The 3,462-nt window shown below is 42.1% G+C and carries 3 protein-coding genes and 1 pseudogene; 3 read left to right on the top strand and 1 reads right to left on the bottom strand.

Translation table 11 applies throughout. The features are described from left to right. Positions 1-203, bottom strand: a pseudogene (locus PGR14_RS15870) (hypothetical protein); the annotation flags it as partial. A 151-nt stretch (positions 204-354) separates the two neighbouring features. Here PGR14_RS15870 and PGR14_RS15865 point away from each other — a divergent pair. From PGR14_RS15865 to ftsH, 3 genes are read left to right on the top strand one after another with little or no spacing between them, the layout of a single operon-like run. After that, on the top strand, positions 355-546 hold the full coding sequence (locus PGR14_RS15865; protein WP_008370191.1) for a hypothetical protein: 192 nt from the start codon (positions 355-357) through the stop codon (positions 544-546). Positions 547-567: 21 nt separating this feature from the next. Further along, positions 568-1,557, top strand: a complete 990-nt coding sequence (gene bsh / locus PGR14_RS15860) for a choloylglycine hydrolase (RefSeq protein ID WP_005360258.1) — start codon at positions 568-570, stop codon at positions 1,555-1,557. A 50-nt stretch (positions 1,558-1,607) separates the two neighbouring features. Further along, the gene (ftsH, locus tag PGR14_RS15855; protein WP_055248541.1) at positions 1,608-3,422 is read left to right on the top strand and encodes an ATP-dependent zinc metalloprotease FtsH; all 1,815 of its coding nucleotides are present in this window, start codon (positions 1,608-1,610) and stop codon (positions 3,420-3,422) included. The last annotated feature ends 40 nt before the right edge of the window (positions 3,423-3,462 follow it).

Below are 3,462 nucleotides of genomic sequence, written 5' to 3'. Positions count from 1 at the left end.
TATGCCCTGCATATGTTTACTGCATTTGAAACGGATTTACTCTGCATCTGGAGCATAAACTGAATATACTCGCGGAAAGAAAGTTTGCGGTTCCTGGTAAAATCACTTTCCGGATTACGGCAGAACATGGAGTGAATTTCATCGAGTTCTGTGATGCAGTTGTCGAGTGTGGATTTTAAATTAGATAAGAAAAAATCAGCCATAATGAGCCTCCTTGAAATATGTTTATAATCAAGGCTTGCGCAACATATATTGGCTTACTTGTCAACTGTTTTTTGTAATATTTTTAAAGTTTTTAGGCATAAAAACAGTGGCTTTCTATGACAGAAAACCACTAAAATGATGCTTAACTGAATGGCATTGCTTTATAATCACTTTGAAAATGGTTGTTTTATGGCGGATAGTCAGACAGTTTTGGATATAAGAGATGATCTTGGAGCAACAATGAATGAATGCAGGGAAGTGACCGAAAAGTACCGCACAGGACGGAGTGCATATTTACGGATCGGACAGTTGTTTATGAGATTGTTTGCAGGACTATTATAGCAGAAAGAAGAGGTGTTCGATATGTGTACAGCAGCAACTTACAAAACAAAAGATTTTTATATGGGTAGAACGCTTGATTATGAATTTTCCTATGGGGAACAGATTACGATAACGCCAAGAAATTACGAATTTGATTTCCGGTTTGCCGGGAAGATAAAAAGCCATTATGCTTTGATCGGAATGGCATTTGTTGCAGGAGGTTATCCGCTTTATTATGATGCTGTTAATGAAAAAGGCCTTGGAATGGCAGGTCTTAATTTTGTCGGCAATGCGGCATATGAAGAGGCTTTGCCGGAAGATGAAACAGAAGTCAGCCAGGTGGCACAGTTCGAGTTCATCCCATGGATCCTTACACAGTGTGCTACTGTAGCAGAGGCGAGAGAGAAGCTGGCAGCAATGAGACTGACAGGCACAGCATTCAGTGAACAGCTGCCGACAGCACAGCTTCACTGGATCATTGCAGACAAAGACGCCTGTATCGTTGTTGAGTCTATGAAGGATGGGCTGCATGTATATGATAATCCGGTAGGAGTGCTTACCAATAATCCACCATTCCTGGGTCAGATGTTTGCACTGAATAATTATGCCGGAGTATCCAGAAAACAGCCGGAGAGTACTTTTGCAGGAGTATTACAGCTTGATGCATATAGCAGAGGAATGGGTGGAATGGGAATACCTGGAGATCTTTCCAGCCAGTCAAGATTTGTGAAAGTTGCCTTTACAAAATTAAATTCGATCTCCGGTGAAGAAGAGGGTGAGAGTGTAAGCCAGTTCTTCCATATCTTAGGATCTGTAGATCAGCAGCGTGGATGTTGTGAGGTGACAGAAGGCAAATATGAGATCACGATATACACGTCCTGTTGTAATACAGCAAAAGGTATTTATTATTATACGACTTATGATAATCATCAGATCACAGCGGTTGACATGCATGCGGAAAATCTGGATTCAGATCAGCTGATCTGTTATCCGCTTCTGTCCAAGGGCGAAGTCAGATGGCAGAATAAATAATACGAAAATGCACGGAGAAAGCATATCGCAGAACAACAGGAGGAAAGACCATGAAAGAAGTTAAAACACCGAAAAAACCACTGGCATATTATTATGGGATTGTGTTAATAGTGCTGATCGTATTTAATCTGGTTGTCACACCAATCCTTATGGAGCATCAGGTAAAGGAAACGGATTATGGAACTTTTATGAGCATGATCGAGAAGAAGAATATCGGTGAAGTAGAAGTTAAGGACAATCAGATCATCTTTACAGATAAAGATCAAAAAAATATTTATAAAACAGGTCTGATGAACGATCCGAACCTGACGGACAGGCTATATGAATGTGGAGCAGTATTCGCAAAAGATATCGATAAGCAGATGTCACCGATCATCAGCTTCCTGCTGACCGGGGTTTTGCCATTGATCCTTTTTATCGCACTGGGAAATTATATGGCGAAGAAACTGATGGAGCATGCCGGAGGAAAAAATTCGATGGCTTTTGGAATGGGAAAAAGCAATGCGAAGATTTATGTGCAATCCAGTGAGGGAATCCGTTTTTCAGACGTTGCAGGAGAAGATGAGGCGAAAGAAAACCTTTCAGAGATCGTTGATTATCTTCACAATCCGAAGAAGTATACCGATGTAGGTGCGTCTATGCCAAAAGGTGTCCTTCTTGTAGGACCTCCGGGAACTGGTAAAACAATGCTTGCAAAAGCAGTTGCGGGTGAATCAAATGTACCATTTTTCTCAATGTCCGGATCAGAATTCGTAGAGATGTTTGTCGGTATGGGAGCTTCCAAGGTTCGAGATCTTTTCAGACAGGCAAAGGAAAAGGCACCATGTATCGTGTTTATTGATGAAATTGATGCCATTGGTAAAAAGCGTGACGGACAAATGGGCGGAAATGATGAGAGGGAGCAGACCTTAAATCAGCTTCTTACAGAGATGGATGGATTTGAAGGAAATAATGGTGTCATCATTCTTGCTGCAACGAACCGTCCGGAGTCGTTAGATCCGGCACTTACACGTCCGGGACGTTTTGACAGGCGTGTGCCGGTTGAACTGCCGGATCTTGCAGGACGTGAAGCAATTTTAAAGGTTCATGCAAAGAAGATAAAAGCATCTGATGATGTTGACCTGCATACGATTGCACGTATGGCATCCGGTGCATCCGGTGCGGAGCTTGCCAATATTATAAATGAAGCAGCATTACGTGCTGTCCGTAGTGGAAGGACCGTTGTAAATGAATCTGATCTCGAAGAAAGTATAGAAGTGGTTATTGCAGGATATCAGAAGAAGAATGCGGTTCTTTCAGATCAGGAGAAGAAGGTTGTTGCATATCATGAGATAGGACACGCTCTGGTAGCTGCATTGCAGAGTCATTCAGCACCGGTCCAGAAGATTACGATCATCCCGCGTACCTCAGGTGCACTCGGCTACACTATGCAGGTTGAGCAGGGTGATAAATATCTGATGACGAAAAAAGAACTTGAGAATAAGATTGTTACATTTACAGGCGGACGTGCGGCAGAGGAGATCGTATTTGGTGAGATCACGACAGGAGCCTCCAATGATATCGAACAGGCAACAAAAATTGCAAGAGCGATGATCACCCGCTACGGCATGACAGATGAATTCGACATGGTGGCAATGGAAACCGTGACCAACCAGTATCTTGGCGGCGATACGTCTCTTTCCTGTTCCACAGATACCCAGAAGGAAATTGATGAAAAAGTCGTGCAGCTCGTAAAAGCAGAGCATGAAAAAGCAAGAAAAATCCTTTCCGAAAACAGGGAAAAACTGGACGAACTGGCTATGTACCTGTATGAGAAGGAAACAATTACAGGTGACGAATTTATGGATATTTTAGACAGAAAATAATGTAGTTAATTAGATAATCAATGTCATTTAGATAAGGTTT

Source organism: Coprococcus sp. AF99-45, from assembly GCF_027663865.1.
Classification (GTDB): domain Bacteria; phylum Bacillota; class Clostridia; order Lachnospirales; family Lachnospiraceae; genus Allocoprococcus; species Allocoprococcus comes.
The sequence above is the reverse complement of the archived record's forward strand: the minus strand, read 5'-3'. Positions and strand labels throughout refer to the sequence as shown.

Bases quoted from the DNA above. Each gene is read 5' to 3' on its own strand.
- PGR14_RS15865 (WP_008370191.1), top strand. From the start codon at position 355: ATGGCATTGCTTTATAATCACTTTGAAAATGGTTGTTTTATGGCGGAT.
- bsh (WP_005360258.1), top strand. From the start codon at position 568: ATGTGTACAGCAGCAACTTACAAAACAAAAGATTTTTATATGGGTAGA.
- ftsH (WP_055248541.1), top strand. From the start codon at position 1,608: ATGAAAGAAGTTAAAACACCGAAAAAACCACTGGCATATTATTATGGG.